Source organism: Nitrosospira sp. NpAV, from assembly GCF_000832065.1.
GTDB lineage: Bacteria > Pseudomonadota > Gammaproteobacteria > Burkholderiales > Nitrosomonadaceae > Nitrosospira.
This window is the reverse complement of the sequence record NZ_JXQM01000157.1, coordinates 1-302: the sequence shown is the minus strand read 5'-3', so window position 1 is coordinate 302 and position 302 is coordinate 1. Positions and strand designations below refer to the sequence as shown.

The 302-nt window shown below is 46.0% G+C and carries 1 protein-coding gene; it reads left to right on the top strand.

The window, feature by feature from the left end; all coding sequences use genetic code 11:
- On the top strand, positions 1-302 hold a 302-nt coding region (locus SQ11_RS15725; protein ID WP_156972544.1), incomplete at both ends, for a TRAP transporter large permease subunit.

Here is a 302-nt window from a genome sequence, read left to right as displayed (position 1 = left end):
GGAAAGTTCAAAATCAGTATGTTGCACCAGGTCGCCATGGAAACGACTAAAATCACGACCATGGTATTTACCATTCTGGCAGGTGCCACATTCTTTTCGATGGTGTTCACCTACACCGGTGGTGATGAAGCAGCCGAACTGCTGCTACAGCATCTTCCGGGTGGAAAATGGGGATTCATCCTACTGATGATGCTCACTATCTTTCTGTTGGGGTTTTTTCTCGATTTTGTTGAAATCGCCTATATTTTCATCCCTATGATCACCCCTCTGCTGATCAAGCTGGAAATCGACCCACTGTGGTT